This is a genomic window from Oceanobacillus massiliensis str. N'diop (assembly GCF_000285495.1).
Taxonomy (GTDB): domain Bacteria; phylum Bacillota; class Bacilli; order Bacillales; family Amphibacillaceae; genus Oceanobacillus; species Oceanobacillus massiliensis.
In genome coordinates, this window is the sequence record NZ_HE610976.1 from 306,671 (window position 1) to 324,121 (window position 17,451).

The following is a 17,451-nucleotide window of genomic DNA, read 5'->3' on the forward strand; positions in this document are numbered from 1 at the left end:
TCCTTTTAAATCAATCTTATATATGGGAATTCTTCGCTGTTTTCGAGCAGATATGGCTTTGAGATATCACCATTTGACGCTTTTGTTATCTGGAGATATTGATACGACCCATCGACCCAGGTTTTCAGCACGCCATTGCATGACCGTTCCAAAAACGATGCGACATTTATACCAACTTCCTTGAAATTGCAAAGAACCAATACGGTCATTCCCATAGATCTGGCATAGGCTGTTTCAGATGCAAAATTCCTTAATACATAATCGGTTCCGCGTTCATTGATAATCGCATTCAGATCATAATAAACAAACCAGTTTCGATTATGTTTCAAATCATTTTTAATACGAGGATAGAGCTCATATCTCAGAAAATGATTATATTTGTCATTTTCCAAATCGTTCACATGGAAAACCGCACTTCCCCAATCGGCAGGCGCCGGACGATTATAATGTTCAATAAAGTATACTTTCTTATCTTTTACCGCCCCATCCAGATCGGCATGATGTAGCTTCAGTAGTTCTGCCAGCTCCTCAAGTGATTGAATGCTGGACAGAACGGACAGCAGTTGATCGCCAGCTTTTATCCGCTCGGCTAAGATCGATGTGATGATATTGCGGTAATTCGCCTTGCTGTTCGTATCAAGCATATAGATGTTTCCTCTATCCAGTCCCCCGCCTAAGATATCGTCCAGTGAGGCGATTCCTGTTTTCAAACGATTATCTGATTTGACATCCTGAATATCTGCAGCCGTTTTACTAGCCAATAACAGGTAAATGCCATCTTCCACTATCCGATAAATATGTTCTCCTTCAAGAATATTGCTCCCTCTCATCTTCAGTACCTCAAGCGTGCGCTGCCGGAATAATTGCAAATGTTCTTTTAACGATAAACGTATAAGGCCATCGAAGATATAATGCTCAAAAGGTACATAATCTGAATTCAGATTCGATTGCTCCTGAATAAGCAGGGAGGTCAGTTTGAATTTACGCAAAACATTGCGAAGTGTATATAATATCCTTCGTCCCTTAACCTCATCGTCCATATTCAAAAATCGCAACAGACTGATACTGTCAATCACGATTCTTCTGCAGCCGATCTCTTCCACCATTTGCTCAAACAGACCATTCGCCGTCAGCATCTGGTCGATCAAGGTCTCAGGTGAAATAGATACAATACGCAGCTTATTCTGGCGCTCCAATGCTTGAAGATCCCAGCCAAATTTGTTCATATCCATATATATCTGGTCTGGGAATTCTTCAAAGGTGATAAATATCCCATGTTCATCATGTTGCTGGATTCCGTTGTAAAGGAATTGGATACCAAGTGTCGTCTTCCCAGTTCCAGGGGCACCTTCAACGATAATTGCCGAACCTTTTGGGAATCCACCTCCCAAAATTTTGTCCAAGCCTGTAATTCCTGAAGCTGATATTTCCAAGTGATATCTCCCCTTATCGTTTAAATATTCTAGTTTGTAAAGGATAAAGGATGATATAATCTATCATATACTAGGAATCACCGATTAATATATCCCCTACTATTCCCATTTTGATTTAAAAAATCTATTACTTCTCTCATACCCCTGCAAGTAGGATTGTAACCAGATTATTTATGCGCTTCAGTTAATTAGTGATTTCTAACTATGCTATAATGGAGACGAAATTACCTTCATAAGGAGCAGATCTATGATTAAAGTCAGAATGAATGTACAAACCGCCTATCACGGCGATTTACTGCGGGCAGGAAAAGTCTATGAAATTGATGAGACAACGGCAAAGCGCTGGATTAAAAGCAAATTGGCAGAAGAGGTAAAGGAAGAAGCCTAACAGCAGGAAAATATCGTTTTACCTTGCCATACATAAATGAAGAAGAAACAGCCACTATACGGAAAAAGGCTGCCTTAGAATTTAAACTAAGGCAGCCTTTTGCATGTATGACTCTATTTATTTCCGAAAAACGCTTCTGCTTCTTCCAGATATTTTTCCTGGGCAGGTGTTATATCATATTCTTCCTCTATAGCAGAAACCGGACAAACCGCCTTACACGCCCCGCAGTCAATACAGATATCGGGATCTATGTAAAATTGGTCCGGACCTTCCTCTATACAATCAACAGGGCAGACACTGACACATTCTCCTGCCTTTTCCCCTCTGCAGGGATCTAAGATTACAAAAGCCATCTATTGTTACCTCCTTAAATGCTAAAGCATGTCCCCTAAATGATAATGCTTTCGCAATTGGAAGTAAACCATTTGACTCAAATTTCCCCTGATTTTACAGATGAACACTTACACCTGGCCCAAACGGAATTCCAAGGAAATAGAATAGCAGTAACATGATCGTAAAGGAAATCAAGAAGAAAATGGTATATGGCAGCATCAATGCAATCAGTGTACCTATTCCTGCCTTCTTGTCATACTGTTTTACAAATCCTAAAACGATAATCAAGTAAGGATTCATCGGTGTAATGACGTTCGTCGAAGAGTCAGCAATACGATATGCAGCCTGTACAAATGCCGGGCTGTATCCGAGATAGTAGAACATTGGGATGAATATCGGTGCCTCGAGTGCCCATTGTGCGGAACCACTGAAAATAAACAGGTTCAATATTGCTGTGAAAATGACAAATCCCAAAATAACCGTGATGCCTGTCAATCCAATAGATTCAAGAATACCAGCACCGCTGATGGCAATCCATGCTCCCATGTTTGTCCAGCTGAAATAGGAAATGAATTGTGATGCAGCAAATACAAGAACGATAAATCCGGACATGTCCTTCATTGCCTCACCCATATAGGAACCAATATCCTTGGAACTGGTAACCTTCTTGACTGTCATTCCATATGCGGTTCCCGCCAGAACAAACAGGATCAGAATAAGCGGTACAATTCCTGTTAGGAAAGGTGAAGGTACGAGTCCTCCATCCTCATTGGCCAGCGGCGAATTTGGAATCAATATAACCGCAACAAGTACGGCAATATAAAGCAGACTAACAATCACAGCATTTCGCAAACCTTTTAATTCAAGTGATGTTGTTTCCTTAACGACTTCTCCTGCAGCACCCTCATATTTTCCAAGTCGAGGTTCCACAATTTTTTCTGTGACCAGACCACCAACCGCTGTCAATAAGACTACACATGCCATCATAAAGAACCAGTTATCTACTGCAGTAACATACAAATCAGGATTCACTGTCTGAATCACTTCTGTAGATATTCCGGATAGTAATGCATCTGTTCCTGTGACCATAAAGTTTGCGGTAAACCCGGCACCAACACCACCAAAACCAGCAGCAAGTCCAGCCAATGGATGACGGCCAATATTATAGAAGACCATCGCCGCGAGTGGCGGTATAATAACAAATGCTGCATCTGAAGCGATATTACCCAGAATTCCAGTAAAGACAACCGCATAAGTAACGACCGATTTTGGTGCTTTCAATATCGTACTTTTAATTGCCGTTTCCAGCAGGCCCACTTTATCGGCAAGTCCAATCCCAAGCATCATTGCCAAGACAATGCCAAGCGGAGCAAAGCCAACAAAGTTATCAAGCATCGATGTCAGAATATATTGGAGGCCTTCAGTCGATACGAGGCTTTTGATCGCCAATTCTTCCCCTTCACCAGGAACGGTGAACGTAACATCAAACAGCGAGATGATCCAAGAAGCGACGATGATGATTCCTGCAAGTAGAATAAATAGCATAAATGGATCTGGAAGCTTATTTCCAACCGTTTCAATTCCGTTCAGAAATCGTGTCATTAATGTCTTTTTTTCATTTGTTTTTGCTGTCATTATTATCATCCTTTCCTTTTTCCCATATTAGCTAGCTGTCTTTGAAACAGAATACTCGGCGCGGTCTCCCCCGGTCCCCGGATTGAATTTCACCGCATTGTTCGAGGATTCCTGCCTTTTCCAATAGTGTCACAATCCTTCGTCCATTACGTTCTGTGCTTTGCAGCCAGCGCGAGATATCATTTGATGTGAATTCAGAACGGTTGTATTGCCTTGCATACGCTGCAATTTTGGAAATTGCCCCAGGACTAACCCCACTATCCTGAATTTTTGTCTTCCAGTCCTCCCCCATCTCCATTGTTTGATATGAAATAGTTTCATTACAGGCAGTTTTGGTAGTAATGGTCTGATCTTCATCGATAATGATAATCGATGGCATCTCTGCTTCATCTTGATTATGAAACCCTTTCCTTACATGCTGTTCGGCCTGTGATACGGTTTCGCCAAAACCAATTGCTGTCGTCAGCTGAATATTTTCCTGTGCCTTAACAGCATAAATCATTGAAAATATATCAAAATCGAACTGGGCGTCGATTTCACCCCGAGTAGTGAATATATAAAACAATCCATCACCCATCTGCATTAGTGAGCCATTTACTTTTTCAGTTAAATAAAGTAACGACCGCCTTAATTCCAGTTCCCTATGCTGAGCCTTAAAGGAGTACATATCCTCTTCACTTGAACTAGTAAAACCTACCTTGCAGCCAATCACGGCCATCTGAGCATTTTTATAGCGGCTCGATAATGCTCTCTGAATCAAAAGCGTCAATGATTGCTCAATAGATAGATAGGATGGGATAACTCGATAGACGGGTATTCCAAGCTTTTTCAGGGCCTTGTATGTTGCTCTAATAAACGTTACTGCAATTTCAGATTTTCCCTGGTTGTACAGTTCCCTGTGAAAAGCTACTTGTTCCTCAATGTCCGAATAGCTTTGAAAAGGACGATTCTGATAGGTTATGCCATCCAGCTTATAATAGGATAATATTTTCTCAACTTCTTCATTTGTAATAGTGTCGAGACTGATATTTTTATAAACGGTATTGCCTGCCAGCTGCGCCTCCAGCAGTGTTCCGAAGAATGTTGATCCATTCATATTCGGATAGATGGCGCGTTCCTTGGGAATAAGCTTGTTTTCCATCGCATAGGAATAATTCATGATTCCTGAGAAAAACCATTGATCATACTTAAATGAATTCTCCTTTAAGATATCCCCTACTTCCTCAAGCTGTTCATAGACAAAGGAAGCTATATCGATGTCATCAAATTCTTTGGAGACAGACATAATCTGTTCGATGGAATCTGCAGGACCTATTACTCCAATCCTGACTTTCATCAATTATTCCCCGCTTCCATCCGCAAAAATGCTGTCATTACATTCGTTCCTTTTTCAAGGTCTTCGATGGAAGCATGCTCTGAAGGATGATGACTCACACCATTCTTACAAGGGATGAAAATCAGCCCAGATGGCCAGCGCTCCGCCATATTCATGACATCATGGCCTGCACCACTGTTCATCGAGATTGTCTCATGACCTGCTGCTTTACTTGCACGCAGCAATTTTTCATGCATGTCTTCATTCAGCATTACAGAGTCATTATCCACTAATGTGGTGACCTCAATAGTTACTCCGTCCTTGCCGCTGATTTCTCCACAATACTTCCTGATTTTATTGGCAAAAGCCCTTTTTAGTCTGTCATCCACACTGCGAATATCGATGCCAAGTTCAACCTCTCCCGGAATCACGTTCATCGCATTTGGCTTCAGGATCACTGTACTTACTGTCGCCACAAGCGGTTGTCCACTTTGTTCATTTGCCTTTAAAGCCTCACTTTGTACAAATGCAACAAGCGGGGCAATTGCGGCAAATGCGTCGCTTCGTCTGTCCATCGGGGTTGTCCCTGTATGGTTCGCCATCCCAATTGCGGTTATCTTCAATCTGACAGGGCAGGCTATACCTTTGATAATACCGATCGATGCACCTGCAGTTTCCAATTCGATTCCCTGTTCAATATGCAGTTCAACAAAACTTTCAAGCCTGTCTGCTGGTAGTGCTGCCTGATCAATGGATTGAAAATCAATGCCATAGTCCACCACGGCCTGTTTTATAGAAATTCCATCTCGATCTTTAATCTTTTCCAGTTCCTGTTTATTTAATTTACCGGCAATAGCTTTGCTTCCAATAGTGGAAACCCCAAAGCGTGCGGATTCCTCTGATATGAAGCAAATGATAGCGATATTTTTGGCAGGCTTGAAGTTGCTGTCTTTTAACGTTTTTATGGCTGCAAGGGCTGTAACCATTCCGGCCGCTCCATCATACCCGCCTCCTGCATCCACCGTATCCAAATGGGAGCCAAGTGCAATGGTAGGAGCTACTGGATCCACTTCCCAAATCGCCCAGCTGTTCCCCGCACCGTCCTGATGAACCGAGAGGCCAAGTCCTCTGGCAATATTTTGAAATTCATGATGTGCATGCTTCTCTTTTTTGGTAAAACTCAGCCTGCTAAAGCCTTCCGGTACGTCCATGGTATCCGTCAGATTCAAGGCCAGCAGCTTTTCTTCGAGCCACGAACCGAGACTAAACATTTTCAGCTCTCCCCTCGATGATTTTCACAAAGCTTTCGACAGCTACTGCAAGGACTTCTTCCTGAAAATCGAAGGATGGATGGTGATGCGGGTATTTAAGCTCTGTACCGAACAGCATATATGTCGCTTTTCCGCCATGTTCCTGTACCCGGTTCATCATAAAACTCGCATCTTCAGAACCCGAGACATTCGCCACCGGAAGAACTTCCTTCACATATACACTGGATTTACATGCCTGCTGGATAAACGGAATCAGTTCTTCACTGCAGACCATTTCTTCCGTTACACCAACAGGGGTAATGGTACAGGTAACATGGTGCATATCTGCGGCTGCTTTTATGATGCGTGTCGCTTCCTGCAGCATATAGGCACTGATTTCCTGTGTTTGCCCGCGCGTTTCCACCTCGAGATAGGCTTCTCCTGGTATAATGTTTCTCCCGCTTCCAGCGACCATTTTCCCTACATTGACACGGGTGATTCCATCACTATGCCGTGGTATTGCATAAAGGTTTGTTGCAGCTGCAGCGGCCGCCAGCAAGGCATTTCTTCCCAATTCAGGATGCATACCTGCATGGGAAGAGACACCGGTAAAGCTTGCATTTATTTTGGAGGACGCGAGGAATCCCTTTGTTGTTGCAGCTATAGTACCAACGGGCAGTGATTGAATTCCGATATGTCCGCTGTAAAAATAATCAACATCATCCAGCCATCCCTTTTCCGTCATTGCCCTTGCCCCTCTTCCCCCCTCTTCGGCAGGTTGGAATAATAAGGTGTATTTCCCTGTCAATGTGGATTGGCGGGCCGCAATGTATGCTGCGACTCCCAAACCTATCGTCATATGACCATCGTGTCCGCAAGCATGCATCTTTCCCTCATTTTCCGATAAAAATGATTTCGCTGCCGGGATATGCGATCCGTCTTCAGTCTCCTTGATTGGCAGTGCATCGATATCAAAGCGGAATGCTGCATGGTCGCCATCTTTCCCTGTGTCCCAAACTGCAGCCAATCCGGTAAGACCGCCGCGCATTTTGGCAAGCCAGTCTTCCGCTACACCTGCTTCTGCAGCCTCCTGCTCGTGTGCAGCCAAGTCTTTCCCCTCAGGAATTCCCAGCCGTGCACTCGCCTTCAGTGCATCTTTGCCAATGTGGACAGTAAACCCGAGCTTTTCCAGTTCTTTTCCAAGCCGATAAGTCGTTACATACTCCATAAATCCTAGCTCCGGATAGTGATGAAAGGATCGGCGCCAAGAAATCAGTTTCGGGATAATTTCCTTCATAAAATCACTCATGTTCCCACTCCCTGTTTAGTTCTTCCAGAGCATCAATTGCAATTTGAACCAATAGCCTTGTACCGTCTGGTAATGCACGTTCATTGAGCTTGAAATTCCCATCATGCAATGGTGCCTGCTGTTCCTTATCATCAATTTGTGTACCGAGCCATACAAATGCACCCGGGTATTTTTGGAGAAAACGGCCAAAGTCTTCTCCGGCAAGAGATGGTTTATATGCAGGTACTGCATCAGTCCCAACTACTTTTTGGGCAGCTTTCCTTGCAACCCGAGCCCATTTAGGTGTATTGATTGTTGCAGGATACCCATCCATATAATCTATTGCTGCTGTTGCTTCAAAAGCGCCTGCTATTTGATTGGTCAGCTGAAAGAAACGCTCCTTCAATCTTTCTCTGATTTCTGAATTGTACGTTCGAATCGATCCTTCCAGTGTAACCTCTTTGGGAATGATATTGGCTACACTTCCTGCCTGGATGACACCAATTGTTACAACGGAAGCTTCCATTGGATCGAGATTTCTGCTGACAATGGTCTGAAGTGCTGTAATCAAATGTCCCGCCGCTACTACCGCATCACTTGTCTGATGCGGCATACTCGCATGGCCGCCCCTGCCCGTCAAAGTGACTTTAAAGCGATCGGAACTGCCCATCACTTCTTTATCATGAACGCCTACTGTACCGGCAGGAATGTATGGCCAGACATGCTGGGCAAATATAGCATCAGGTTTATAGACATCGAATACACCATCCTCCATCATCAATCCCGCACCGCCAACCGGGGCATCTTCTTCTGCAGGCTGAAATAAAAGCAATACCGTTCCTAGAATCTCTTCCTGCATTTGCTGCAGAATATATCCTGCAGCAAGCAGCATTGCTGTATGGGCATCATGTCCACAGGCATGCATGACGTTTGGGTAGTCAGAAGCAAAATCTAGCTCATTCAGTTCTTGAATTGGCAACGCATCTATATCCGCCCTTAATGCTACGGTCTTGCCTGGCTTATGTCCGTTGATGATTCCCAATACGCCATTTGCTGCATATCCCGTTTCGAAATTTATGCCATATTCAGTTAATTTATGCTGAATAAAAGCCGAAGTTGCCCTCTCTTGATTGCTTAACTCAGGGTGCTGATGCAAGTAACGTCTAATAGAAACCACTTCATCTTTTATTTGATCAATATATTTATCCAGCTCCTGTACCATGTAAAACCCTCCAAAAAGTAACTACAGATAATAACGGAAATATTCCTAAAATAGTCCTTTAAAAGGATTATACATAAAAATTTGAACCTTGTATATGACTTTTTAGAAAATTATCATTAGATGGAGTAATGGGAATTTATCCCATGTTTATGGGCCTTGGATTACGGGAACCCGATATATATATTATCTAAATGAATAAAGGGGCATTAAATAATGAAAACATACAGTGTTACACCCAATGTCGATGTATCAGCATGGTTCGTGAAGCTTGAGGATGTTGCACCAGAGGAAGTTTATGACTCAAAGGACGAAGCGATTGAAGCAGCGGAACAAATGGCCAAAGAAAACACACCCAGCTTAGTTGAAATACTTGATAAAGATCATAACGTCATCGAAGAAAGACGATTTAAAGGCTTATAGAATTGTCCCGTTTAAGGCAATATACGAAAAATCCACGAAGCATCTTGATAAGCCTCGTGGATTTTCTGTTTAAGCAGCCTGTTAAATGTTCCTCTTAGACTGTCCAATTATTTCTTAAGCTTCGCCAACGCCTCTATATAAATAGAGATAGTTAGTTAATGGATCACCAACCAACCTTTACTGAGTTCAATCCTATACAAATTTGACTTAGAACCTAAATTTACGAACAAGACCATTCAGTTCTTCTGCTAATCTTGCAAGTTCATCCGAACTGTCGGATACTTCTTCCATTGAACTACTCGCTTGTTGTGCTGATGCAGAAGTTTGCTCCACACCCGCTGCGGATTCTTCTGAAACAGAAGCGATTTCCTCAACAGAAGCACTCATATCTTGACTACTAGAGGAGATCGCGGTTAAATTGTCCGTAATCGTTTGAATTTTACTAACCATTTCCTTTACAGCATTGGTAATACCATTAAAGGTCTCTCCCGTGGTCTTTATTTGACCAGTTCCTTTTTCTACTTCTTGATACCCTCCTTGCAGAGATTCCGCAACGCCTGTTGATTCTGCTTGGATATTTTGCACGATTCCAGTAATGTCAGTAACCGACACACCAACTTGTTCAGCAAGTTTACGTACTTCATCAGCTACAACTGCAAATCCTTTGCCATGTTCTCCAGCACGTGCAGCTTCAATTGCAGCGTTTAATGCTAGAAGGTTTGTTTGGTCCGCTATATCTTTAATAACTGAAACTAATTTTGAAATTTCTTGAGATTGAATATCTAATCCTTTGACCTTCTGTACTGCATCCTGCACGATTTGGTCAATCATTGCCATTTGATTGACAGATACATCCATCAACTTTGAACCTTCTGTTGTCATACCAAGAACATCATTAGAAGAGTTATAGATATCCTCCCCATTGGCGTTCATTTCTTGCACTTTAGCTGAGAATGTCTCCATTACAGAGGCAAGGTCGCTCGCATAATTTGCTTGAGATTCGGAACCTGATGCCAATTCTTGCATTGTTGTCGCTATTTGCTGTGAACCTGACTTCACTTCACTAGCTGATTGAGTTAACTCTTCACTCTGACTACTTACTGTTTCTGCGGTTTGAGAAACTTGTTGAATAAGGTTGCTTAAGCTGTCTTTCATTTTATTAAAGTTTTGAGATAATTGGCCAAATTCATCTCCAGATCTGTCATTAAGAGTTGTTGTAAAGTCACCCTCACCAGCTTTTTCCATTGCTTTATTAACTGAATTCAATCGTTTTTTTATTTTTGTGGTAAACCATAAAAAAATAGCAATTGCCAGTGCGGCCACAATTGACATAACCACTACCAAGCTAGTCGTTATATTAGAAACAATTCCATCTATAAAACTTTTTGACACACCTACATACCACATTCCAATCGTACTACCTTGTTCATCTTTAATCGGTTTATAAGCTGTTTGTGTTGGAACTCCAGCAACATCAGCCTCCCCATAAAAGTTTTGGTCTTGGTTAAGTACCGTTTCGATTACCTGACCTGATGCTTTGGTTTCAATAGCCCGTTGACCATTATCAAGCTTAACATTAGTCGTAATCCTTGTATCATCTTGAAATATAGTTACAGTGCCCCCTGTTAAGTCACCAATTACATCTACCATTTCAAAATTGTTGTTAACTAGTAGGTCTCCCTTGTATAACTGTCCATCAGTGATTTCCCATCCACCCGGGTATTTTTGGTCCAGTGTGTGAAGCCCTAATTCAAGATCCGATTTTGCTTTTTCAAGAGCCACTTCTTCTACTCCTTCGGTCACTTGGTTTTTTACAACTAAGCCAACTGCGATGGAAAAGAATAACAAAATCCCAAGGACAAGAATGTTTATTTTCGTTGCGAATTTTAAGTTATTTATATATTTCATTAATTATTACCTCCAAATTTTTATGCTCTTTCTAATGATACACTTATAAAACTTTAGTCAAAGCTTCCTGTATTCTATCTGACGTAATAGGCTTAACAATAAAAACTCTTGCCTCTGTCTTTTAACTGAGTATGCATTAAATAAACGCTTCGTCATCTGTAACTCTTGCCATCCAGTATTAATTTCTCCTCCGAATTTCTAGACTTATCAATACTTAGCATTAGGGAATACATTTTTATAGATTAAAACCGTTCCATTTCTTTTAATTTTGATAAATCAACTACTTATTAACAATTTGACCAATTGTAAGCTTCGATATGTATGCAATGGCCCGTTTTATAAAAAAGCGCATTAAAAAGACTATCCTCACATATTTGAGGATAGACAACTAAGTTAATAGTTATCAAAATTAACCAGCACTTTAAGACTCTGAGCCTGAAGTTTATCTCTCTAATTACAACAGAATTCGACAATCCCACCTGATTTTAAAAGCACATCCCGGCTAACACAGGATGTAGGTAGGTCTTACATATAGCTTCAGACCCTGTAATTTTGCCTTCTATTTATATCGGCGCTTTTAAGACGAATCTAAAGAACAATTTTATCCTTACATGGATATTAAAAATTATCTTCTACTCTTCTTGTCCTGATTTCATTGAAAATCTCCATTCACTTGTGCTTACTATCCGATTCGTTAAGCAATAAGCCAATAATTTCCTTATTGCCTTTTTTATTCTAATCAATAAAAAACTGAACTGTGTAAGTAAGGGCCGTATCCCTCTCACTTACACAGTTCAGTTTCCACTCCCGAATTGGAACCACCCCTCTAAAAATATCAAACAGTAATCTTTTGGGATAGCCTTATTTCATTAAAAATATTTAATTAAATCACTTCAGCCTTAACTTTTCTAGTGCATCAGCTAAAGCGTTATTTTTAAATTCGTCATCTTGTTTCTTTAAATATTTGTTTACATCTTTCTTAGAAACTTTATTCTTTTGTTCACGCTTCTTCCGTTCATTGAACGTGGATAGCTTCTCCCGGTGGCCGCATTTGCATGTAAACATTTGTCCTTCCCCTTCGCCGCGAAGTTCCATTCGCTTATGGCAGTTTGGACAGCGTGCATTTGTTTGCTTAGCGATATTCTTCTTTGTGCCGCAGGATCTATCCTGACAAACAAGTTTACGGCCATGCTTATTTTTGATTTCCAGCATCAGCTTGCCACAGGTCGGACATTTCGTTCCAGTCATATTATCATGCTTGAATTTTTCATCACTGTTCTTGATCTCGTTAACTGCCTGTTTCGTATAATCCTTTATTTCTGCAATAAATTTACTCTTTTTCAGTCTGCCTTCCGCGATCATTGCGAGTTTCTGCTCCCATTCAGCAGTTAATGCCGGTGACCGCAAATCTTCAGGAACAAGGTCCAGCAGCTGACGGCCGGTAGCAGTCAAATGGATATACTTGCCCTTTTGTTCCATGTACATATTATTAAACAGCTTTTCAATAATATCAGCGCGCGTTGCCACTGTACCTATTCCGCCTGTTTTACTGATGGTGCTTACCAGATGTTTCTCATCTGAATTCATATAGCGTGCCGGATTTTCCATCGCCTGCAGCAGTGCCCCTTCTGTAAAACGTTCCGGTGGTTTCGTTTCACCCTCTGTTAGCGAAATACGGATTCCAGTGAGTGTGTCACCTTTATGGATGACAGGAAGGCGCTGGTCATCGCTGTCCTCATCATCTGTATGCTGATTATAAATTTCCTTCCAGCCCTGTTTTTGAATCACCTTTCCCTTTGCAGCAAACCTTTCCGAACAGATTTCAGCAGTAATTGTTGTCTGCTCGAATTCAAATGGGTCCGATAGCACAGCAAGGAACCGTTTTATAACGAGGTCATAAATTTTCCGTTCCCTATCATCCAGGTCAGCAAGAATGACAGGCTGCTCTGTTGGAATGATGGCATGATGGTCGGAAACCTTGGCATTATCGACAACTGCCTTAGAGAGTTTTAATTCTTTCCTTAGAATCTTTGCGGAGATTTTTGCATATTCGTCCACACCGCATGCTTTCACCCGATCCTTTAAGGTAGGTACAATATCCGTTGAGATCACACGGGAATCCGTTCTTGGATAGGTCAGAACTTTATGCTGTTCATACAGCTTTTGCATAATCGACAAGGTCTGCTTGCCGGATAAATTAAAGATTCGGTTTGCGTCCCGTTGTAATTCGGTCAAATCATATAATTGCGGCGCAAATTTTTTCTTATGCTGCTTATCGACCTGAATAATATTGGCAGGTTTATTTTTCAATTGCTCCTGCAGCTGAGCTGCCTTTTCTCTGGAGAAAATCCGGGAGTTATTTTTCGAATCCCGCCAAAAGAGCTTAAAGCCTTTATCTGTTTTCGCTTCCATCCCATAAAACTTTCTTGGTTTGAATCCCTTGATTTCCTGTTCCCTCGCTGCAATCATGGCAAGTGTCGGTGTTTGTACCCGGCCACTGGACAGCTGGGCATTATGCTTTGTCGTTAGAGCTCGAGTTGCATTGAGCCCTACATACCAATCCGCTTCTGAACGTGCAACTGCTGATTCATACAGATGAACATAGTTTCCGCCAGGCTTTAGGTTTTTGAACCCATCCCGAATCGCCCTGTCCGTTACGGATGAGATCCATAACCGTTTTACCGTTTTTTTAACACGGGCCTTTTCCAGGATCCAGCGGGCGACAAGCTCCCCTTCCCTTCCGGCATCTGTTGCGATGATAATTTCACTGACATCGCTGCGATTCAGCTGTGCTTTAACAGCCGCAAACTGTCTGCCCGTCTTTTTAATTACCACCAACCGCAAATCAGGAGGCAGCATCGGCAGGTCTTCCATACGCCATGTTTTATATTTTTCATCATAGGTTTCCGGATCTGCAAGTGTGACAAGGTGCCCAAGTGCCCATGTCACGATATATTTGGAACCTTCCAAGTAACCATTTCCTTTTTTGGTGCAGCCAAGCACCCTTGCGATATCACGGCCGACGGAAGGTTTCTCAGCCAAAACTGCTATTTTGCTCATATCATAAAATCCTCTCTTCAAATACTCTAACTGTACTTTATCATATATGCTCTTCTCCGTGCAGTATTCGGTTCTTCATTCACCCTGGCCATTCCAATTCCATACTATAATCTAGAAACTTTTGAAGAGGATGTTCAACATGCTTTTTTATACAGGTTTGCTTTTGCTTGTTACAGCCGTCAGCCTCGATGGATTTGGTGTTGGCATTACCTATGGAATGAGGAAAATAAGAGTACCGATTGCAGCATTGCTGATCATTATGCTCTGCTCCGGCATTATCGTGTATACATCCATGATGGTAGGCGATTTAATTAGCCATTTCATTTCACAGAAAACCGCAAAATTGCTTGGCGGGTCCATTTTGATTACATTGGGAATATTTTCTCTTGCCAGCACTATACGTTCCAGACTGAAACCATCATCGAATGACTCCGCTGAAATGGAAGCTACTACTAAAATAAAGGACTTTACAACAGTGATGGCAGCTCCAGACTATGCTGATTTGGATAAGTCTGGAACAATTTCCGTTGGGGAGGCCATTTTCTTAGGTGTTGCTCTTGCATTGGACGCATTTGGAGCAGGTATCGGTGCTTCTATGCTCGGTTACTCGGCATTGCTGACAGCTTTTTTGACAGCCGTCATGAGCGGTTTCTTCTTATACTTTGGAATCAGGATAGGGACATTTCTCTCACAGCACGAAAAACTGCAGCAGTTAACTCTCTTACCACCTGCATTACTGATTGGAATAGGGATAGTTAACCTAATCTAATCTATCTGATTCAGCTATGTAAAATATAGGAAACAGGCCGCTTTTGCAGCCTGTTTCTTTATAATGCCTTCACCTGGCCACCATCTACTATAAGCGACTGGCCGGTTATATACGTATTCGCTCCGGATGCCAAGAATACAATTGCTTTGGCAAATTCTTCCGGCTGTCCAAAGCGTTTCATCGGGATAGCCTGTTCCGCCTCTTCAATCACGCTTTCCACTGTAACACCCTGTTTTTCTGCCCGTGCCTTGTTTAGTTCCAGGATACGCCCCGTCTCAATCGTTCCCGGGCCTACCGTATTGACTAAAATGTTATCGGCACTCAGTTCCTGTGCCAATGTTTTCGCAAGACCTACAATTCCTGGGCGCATTGTATTGGAAAGAATTAATTGATCCAGACTTTGTTTGATCGATGAAGAAGCAAGATTGACGATATGCCCTCTATTCTGCTGCTGCATGATCGGAACGACTGCCCTAATCGTGCGCACAAAGCTAAGAAGATTCAATTCAAAGGCATGATACCAGTCATCATCGGTCATATCCATAAAGCTGCCGGCGGGCGGGCCACCAGCATTGTTGATCAATACATCGACCGTACCGTTCCAAGCTGATGCTTTCTCTACCAACTGCTTAATCTCTTCAGCGTTTTTCATGTCACAAACAGCATACTGGACTTGTTCATTACCTGTTTCTTGTTTGATTTCCTCTGCCGTATCATGTAATGCTGCAGCATCTCTGCTGCTGATCAATACATGGGCACCTTCCTTGGCGAACTCTGTTGCAATCGCCCTGCCTAACCCCTTACTTGCTGCCGTTACAATGACTGATTTTCCTTTCAGTTCCAATTCCATCTGCGCTCCCCCACTTTTTTCAATATTTTCATTAATTATAACAAAAAACCGGGAACCCTTCCTTAAGCGGATTCCCAGTGCGCCATCAATAAATCTTCTTTTTCCTGTTTCTGTACTCTTTGAGCAAATTTTTCAAAAAGAATGTGCTTAATAACAACGTTACAACAATTCCGCTAATAATCACAAAGAACGAGAACCATTCAAAAATGGAATAGCCCGCCATTGCAGACCACTGAATCTGTCCCTTCCAATCCTCAATAACGAGGTTCATCCCAAAAATACCCGAAATAACCATATAGCCAGTTAATATCTGCAATAGATAATTCACTCTTTTGTCTGTTAGCTTTTCCTGGTTTTGATAAAGCGTTTTTAGTGTATCTTTTACATCATCATATATTTTTTCAAGTCGGAAAACCTGCTTCAGATGTCCTGAAATTTCCGTCCCTGATTCTGTGCTATTGATTGCCGGAAAATAATATTTCGATGAGAACTCTGTAATCATCACTATCAGCAGCTCTGTACTGAACTGATCTTTGATTACATCAACCTTGGCATAGTCATGGGAGAGCTTCAGAAGGACGATTTTATAGTAAAGCAATAGAAATATCGAATAATAATGTTCTCCATACATTTGACTTGCAAGCTTCCGTTCTATTTTTCCTGTTTCTCTTGTTATACACGAAAAATGATATTCGCTCATCACATAATAGGTCAGATCGCTCCACCTGTCATACACTTTATCCTCACAATATTTTGCAATATATTCCTGGTTAGTCGCTCCGACAAATCTTTCGCCATCCGGTCCATATCCATTCAGCTTTCCTGCTCGGTACAGGTCGGTTTCAGACAGTGCCTCCCCACGATAGTTAATATAGCTGATTACATACATCCGCTCATCAACAAAAAACGGCAGGCTGCCAAAGTACGATTCTTTAAATTGTGATTGATTATCAGCATATTCTTCAATAGACGGAACAAGCTCATTAAATATGTAATCCTTTACTTTGAGATACTTTTTTTCTCCGCATCCGACCACCGTCAACTCTTCATCTTCTGAAATCCGCTCCATCACCCGAAACAGATCCCCAAAATAAAGCACATCATCATAAGTGAGATCTTCAGGGAGCGTGATTCTTAGATTGATAAAACCAATATGAAAGGGGCAGACGAACACATCGACCGATTCTAAAATAAACGTAGTATTCAGACATGGCGCCTGCAGACTGCATTCCTTATCCACTTTTTTTGAAAATCTTCGGATACCTGCTTCATCCTCCGGCGAATTCGGGAACAATATGGATTCAATATTCGGCATAAAATAACGTTCCAATGACCGATGGGAAACTTGATCCTTTCCATAGAACATATTCTGCTGCTTTCCATCACTTAGATCGAAGAAGACAAACCCGTCGCTCAGCAGACGATTGCCGAAGGATTCTATTTTATCTTCCCGGAGTAAAAAAGGAAATAGATACTGCTGTACCGATCGGTCTACCATAATCTGCTTTTCGGTCTCTTTCGGATTTCCCATTATTTACACTCCCATACAGAAAATATTGATGGATTTATTCTATAAAGAA

14 protein-coding genes are annotated in these 17,451 nt (G+C 41.9%); 3 read left to right on the forward strand and 11 right to left on the reverse strand.

Features of this window, described 5'->3' with window-relative positions; translation table 11 throughout:
- Positions 1–5 precede the first annotated feature (5 nt).
- A complete protein-coding gene (locus tag OMHG_RS01740; protein ID WP_010647777.1) occupies positions 6–1,433 on the reverse strand; it encodes an RAD55 family ATPase in 1,428 nt (475 codons plus the stop codon).
- Between the two features lie 247 nt (positions 1,434–1,680).
- On the opposite strand from OMHG_RS01740, the gene OMHG_RS18690 reads away from it, so the two are divergent.
- A complete protein-coding gene (locus tag OMHG_RS18690; RefSeq protein WP_010647779.1) occupies positions 1,681–1,821 on the forward strand; it encodes a hypothetical protein in 141 nt (46 codons plus the stop codon).
- Positions 1,822–1,934: 113 nt separating this feature from the next.
- Here OMHG_RS18690 and OMHG_RS01745 read toward each other — a convergent pair whose 3' ends face one another.
- The 6 genes from OMHG_RS01745 to OMHG_RS01770 all read right to left on the reverse strand — a co-directional run bounded on the left by OMHG_RS01745 (position 1,935) and on the right by OMHG_RS01770 (position 8,864).
- Positions 1,935–2,174 (reverse strand): indolepyruvate ferredoxin oxidoreductase subunit alpha, encoded by a 240-nt coding sequence (locus OMHG_RS01745; RefSeq protein ID WP_010647781.1) that lies wholly within the window; start codon positions 2,172–2,174, stop codon positions 1,935–1,937.
- Positions 2,175–2,268: 94 nt separating this feature from the next.
- A complete protein-coding gene (locus OMHG_RS01750; protein WP_010647783.1) occupies positions 2,269–3,789 on the reverse strand; it encodes an AbgT family transporter in 1,521 nt (506 codons plus the stop codon).
- A 31-nt stretch (positions 3,790–3,820) separates the two neighbouring features.
- Positions 3,821–5,125 (reverse strand): hypothetical protein, encoded by a 1,305-nt coding sequence (locus OMHG_RS01755; RefSeq protein ID WP_010647784.1) that lies wholly within the window; start codon positions 5,123–5,125, stop codon positions 3,821–3,823.
- The gene (locus tag OMHG_RS01760) at positions 5,125–6,375 is read right to left on the reverse strand and encodes a M20 family metallo-hydrolase (protein ID WP_010647786.1); all 1,251 of its coding nucleotides are present in this window, start codon (positions 6,373–6,375) and stop codon (positions 5,125–5,127) included. Before OMHG_RS01760 ends, OMHG_RS01755 begins: the two co-directional genes overlap by 1 nt.
- Positions 6,368–7,663 (reverse strand): amidohydrolase, encoded by a 1,296-nt coding sequence (locus tag OMHG_RS01765; protein ID WP_010647788.1) that lies wholly within the window; start codon positions 7,661–7,663, stop codon positions 6,368–6,370. The genes OMHG_RS01760 and OMHG_RS01765 overlap by 8 nt, the downstream gene beginning before the upstream one ends.
- Positions 7,656–8,864, reverse strand: a complete 1,209-nt coding sequence (locus OMHG_RS01770) for a M20 metallopeptidase family protein (protein WP_010647790.1) — start codon at positions 8,862–8,864, stop codon at positions 7,656–7,658. The genes OMHG_RS01765 and OMHG_RS01770 overlap by 8 nt, the downstream gene beginning before the upstream one ends.
- Before the next feature lie 213 nt (positions 8,865–9,077).
- On the opposite strand from OMHG_RS01770, the gene OMHG_RS01775 reads away from it, so the two are divergent.
- Entirely contained in the window at positions 9,078–9,284 is a 207-nt protein-coding gene (locus OMHG_RS01775; RefSeq protein WP_010647792.1) for a DUF2188 domain-containing protein, read from the forward strand.
- A 207-nt stretch (positions 9,285–9,491) separates the two neighbouring features.
- Here the strand turns inward: OMHG_RS01775 and OMHG_RS01780 are convergent, their stop codons facing one another.
- Both OMHG_RS01780 and OMHG_RS01785 read right to left on the reverse strand, forming a co-directional pair.
- Positions 9,492–11,192, reverse strand: coding sequence for a methyl-accepting chemotaxis protein (locus tag OMHG_RS01780; RefSeq protein WP_010647793.1), 1,701 nt, complete (start codon positions 11,190–11,192; stop codon positions 9,492–9,494).
- 888 nt (positions 11,193–12,080) lie between these two features.
- Positions 12,081–14,252 (reverse strand): DNA topoisomerase III, encoded by a 2,172-nt coding sequence (locus OMHG_RS01785; RefSeq protein ID WP_010647795.1) that lies wholly within the window; start codon positions 14,250–14,252, stop codon positions 12,081–12,083.
- Positions 14,253–14,391: 139 nt separating this feature from the next.
- On the opposite strand from OMHG_RS01785, the gene ytaF reads away from it, so the two are divergent.
- Complete coding sequence (ytaF, locus tag OMHG_RS01790; protein WP_010647796.1) at positions 14,392–15,021, forward strand: sporulation membrane protein YtaF; 630 nt, start codon at positions 14,392–14,394, stop codon at positions 15,019–15,021.
- A gap of 58 nt (positions 15,022–15,079) precedes the next feature.
- On the opposite strand, the gene OMHG_RS01795 is transcribed toward ytaF, so the two are convergent.
- Entirely contained in the window at positions 15,080–15,871 is a 792-nt protein-coding gene (locus OMHG_RS01795; RefSeq protein ID WP_010647799.1) for an SDR family oxidoreductase, read from the reverse strand.
- Between the two features lie 85 nt (positions 15,872–15,956).
- Positions 15,957–17,402: a hypothetical protein gene (locus OMHG_RS01800; protein WP_010647800.1), complete on the reverse strand. Its 1,446-nt coding sequence runs from the start codon at positions 17,400–17,402 to the stop codon at positions 15,957–15,959.
- Positions 17,403–17,451: the final 49 nt, after the last annotated feature.

What these genes read in the sequence shown, in the direction of transcription:
- OMHG_RS01770 (WP_010647790.1), bottom strand. Translation starts at nt 8,864, where the DNA reads ATGGTACAGGAGCTGGATAAATATATTGATCAAATAAAAGATGAAGTG.
- OMHG_RS01800 (WP_010647800.1), bottom strand. Translation starts at nt 17,402, where the DNA reads ATGGGAAATCCGAAAGAGACCGAAAAGCAGATTATGGTAGACCGATCG.
- ytaF (WP_010647796.1), top strand. Translation starts at nt 14,392, where the DNA reads ATGCTTTTTTATACAGGTTTGCTTTTGCTTGTTACAGCCGTCAGCCTC.
- OMHG_RS01755 (WP_010647784.1), bottom strand. Translation starts at nt 5,125, where the DNA reads ATGAAAGTCAGGATTGGAGTAATAGGTCCTGCAGATTCCATCGAACAG.
- OMHG_RS01750 (WP_010647783.1), bottom strand. Translation starts at nt 3,789, where the DNA reads ATGACAGCAAAAACAAATGAAAAAAAGACATTAATGACACGATTTCTG.
- OMHG_RS18690 (WP_010647779.1), top strand. Translation starts at nt 1,681, where the DNA reads ATGATTAAAGTCAGAATGAATGTACAAACCGCCTATCACGGCGATTTA.
- OMHG_RS01760 (WP_010647786.1), bottom strand. Translation starts at nt 6,375, where the DNA reads ATGTTTAGTCTCGGTTCGTGGCTCGAAGAAAAGCTGCTGGCCTTGAAT.
- OMHG_RS01765 (WP_010647788.1), bottom strand. Translation starts at nt 7,663, where the DNA reads ATGAGTGATTTTATGAAGGAAATTATCCCGAAACTGATTTCTTGGCGC.
- OMHG_RS01780 (WP_010647793.1), bottom strand. Translation starts at nt 11,192, where the DNA reads ATGAAATATATAAATAACTTAAAATTCGCAACGAAAATAAACATTCTT.
- OMHG_RS01785 (WP_010647795.1), bottom strand. Translation starts at nt 14,252, where the DNA reads ATGAGCAAAATAGCAGTTTTGGCTGAGAAACCTTCCGTCGGCCGTGAT.
- OMHG_RS01795 (WP_010647799.1), bottom strand. Translation starts at nt 15,871, where the DNA reads ATGGAATTGGAACTGAAAGGAAAATCAGTCATTGTAACGGCAGCAAGT.
- OMHG_RS01745 (WP_010647781.1), bottom strand. Translation starts at nt 2,174, where the DNA reads ATGGCTTTTGTAATCTTAGATCCCTGCAGAGGGGAAAAGGCAGGAGAA.
- OMHG_RS01775 (WP_010647792.1), top strand. Translation starts at nt 9,078, where the DNA reads ATGAAAACATACAGTGTTACACCCAATGTCGATGTATCAGCATGGTTC.